Here is a 2,315-nt window from a genome sequence, read left to right on the forward strand (position 1 = left end):
TGTCACCGCCGGATGAATACTCCCCGTATTGGCCGGTTGAATTTTCCCCAGTTTGAAGCTTGAACAGGCAGCGGGCCGAGGCCCGCTGCCTGTTCGTCCACCTGACCGACCATTGGCTCCCGACCGTCGTGGAGCTGGAGGCCAGGTGCTCAATCTGAAGGGACTGATGATGATTCTGGAGCTACACCGGCAGGGGCTGCCGATCTCCGTGATTGCCCAGAGAACCGGGCACGACCGCAAGACCGTTCGCAAATACATCCAGCGCGGACTTGCCGTTCCCAAGTACAAGCCCAGAGCCGCTCGCACTGGCGCTCTCGACGATTTCCGCAGCTACTTGCAGGAGCGACTACAGGCCTGGCCCGAGTTGACCGGCTCCCGGCTGCTGCGTGAGATCCGGGCGTTGGGCTACCAGGGCGGCAAGACCATCTTGAACGACTACCTGCGCCAGATCAGGCCGGCGCCCGCGCCGGCCTTCGAGGTCCGTTTTGAGACTCCACCCGGCCAACAGGCTCAGGTGGACTTTGCCGAGTTCAAGGTGCGCTTTACCAGCGAGCCCATGGAACGCAAGGTCTGGCTCTTTGCCATGGTGCTGGGCCACAGCCGATACCTGTGGGCTCAGTTCGTGATGCACCAGGATCTGCCAACCGTGCTGCGCTGCCACATGCAGGCCTTCGAACACTTCGCTGGCGCACCCCGCGAGATCTTGTACGACCGGATGAAGACCGCCGTCCTGGGAGAGCCTGAGCAGGACAAGGCCATCATCTACAACGCCAAGCTGCTGGCCTGCGGTGCGCACTACGGCTTCGCTCCTCGGGCCTGCCAGCCCTATCGGGCCAAGACCAAGGGCAAGGTGGAGCGCCCGTTTCGCTACATCCGTGCCGACTTCTTCATGGCGCGCTCATTCGTGGACCTGCAGGACATGAACCGCCAGTTGCGCCTGTGGCTCGATACCGTGGCCAATGCGCGGTTGCATGCCAGTACCCAGCGCGTGGTGCAGGAGCATTTCCAGGAAGAACGCCCAAGCCTGCAGGCCTTGCCTGCCGGTCGTTTCGATGCGGTGTTGCGCCAGGAGCGGCGCGTCAGCAGCGAGGGCTGCGTGAGCGTTGGCGGCAATTACTACAGCGTGCCCGATGGCACCCGCAGGCGCACCCTGGATGTGGAGACCACCGCCGATCAGGTACGTATCCACGAGGACGGACAGCTCATTGCCGTACATGCCTTGCTGCAGGGGCGCAAACAGCGCTCGGTCCTGCCCGGCCACCGGCATGTACCCAGGCGATCGACATCCCATGGCCCGCGTGATGCGATCCGTATCCTGCCCGGCCACGCCGTGAGCACCCGCCCGCTGAGCTTCTACGAGCAGATCGGCCGCCAGCTCGGAGGCCGCCCATGACCGCCTCGACCACCGATCGCATCCGCCGCCACCTGGTGGGATTGAAGATGCCACGTGCCCTGGAGACCTTGCACACCACGCTCTCTCGCATCGAGCAGGGGGAAGTCTCTGCCCTGGAGGCCATCGAAGCCCTGCTGGGCGAGGAGTTCTCCACCCGCGAGAGCCGGCGCATCAAGATGGCGCTGCAGACCGCGCGCCTGACCACCGTCAAGAGCCTCTCGGGCTACGACTTCAGCTTCCAGCCCGGCCTGGACCGTCACCGCGTCATGGCACTGGCCGAGCTCGATTTCATCGAGCGCAAGCAGTGCGTGCACTTCCTGGGCCCACCGGGTACCGGCAAGTCTCACCTGGCCATCGCCCTGGGCTTCGAAGCGGTCAAGGCCGGCAAGAGCGTCTTCTTCGCCACCCTGGCCGAACTGGTGGACTCCATGCGCAAGGCCGAGCGCGAGGGCAAGCTGCGCGAGCGGGTGAAGTTTCTGAGCCGCTACAGCCTGCTCATCGTCGATGAGATCGGCTACCTCCCATTGGGCTCAGGGGGCGGCAATCTGTTCTTCCAACTCGTCAACGCCTGCTACGAGCGCAGCGCCATGGTCATGACCAGCAACCGCGGCTTCGGCGAATGGGCCGAGATCTTCGGCGATGCCGTCGTCGCCACCGCCTTACTCGATCGGCTACTGCACCACGCCGTGGTCATCCCCATCGAGGGCAACTCGTACCGCCTGCGCGAGCACGCCGCCCTCGTCCCCGAGACCATGCGAACCCGCTCCTCATTGCTCGACCCCCAGGCACAGCAACCCATCAAACGCCGACCCGGCAGACCACCCAAGGAGCCACGAGACCCCATCACGGGCTGATCACCCGCACACACCAGGTGGGGAAATTTACTCCGGCCAATCTGAGGAAAATTCAACCGGCGTTGACA

General features: G+C 64.3%; 2 protein-coding genes. Both read left to right on the plus strand.

Annotated elements, in window-relative coordinates; genetic code table 11:
• Window positions 1–145 precede the first annotated feature (145 nt).
• Complete coding sequence (istA, locus tag BHU06_RS21865; RefSeq protein ID WP_139147181.1) at window positions 146–1,393, plus strand: IS21 family transposase; 1,248 nt, start codon at window positions 146–148, stop codon at window positions 1,391–1,393.
• A complete protein-coding gene (istB, locus tag BHU06_RS21870) occupies window positions 1,390–2,247 on the plus strand; it encodes an IS21-like element helper ATPase IstB (protein ID WP_070401349.1) in 858 nt (285 codons plus the stop codon). The genes istA and istB overlap by 4 nt, the downstream gene beginning before the upstream one ends.
• Window positions 2,248–2,315 lie beyond the last annotated feature (68 nt).

Source organism: Hydrogenophaga sp. PML113 (genome assembly GCF_001777155.1).
Classification (GTDB): domain Bacteria; phylum Pseudomonadota; class Gammaproteobacteria; order Burkholderiales; family Burkholderiaceae_C; genus Hydrogenophaga; species Hydrogenophaga borbori.

Excerpts from the sequence above, each read along its gene's own strand:
- istB (WP_070401349.1), top strand. The coding sequence starts at position 1,390 with ATGACCGCCTCGACCACCGATCGCATCCGCCGCCACCTGGTGGGATTG.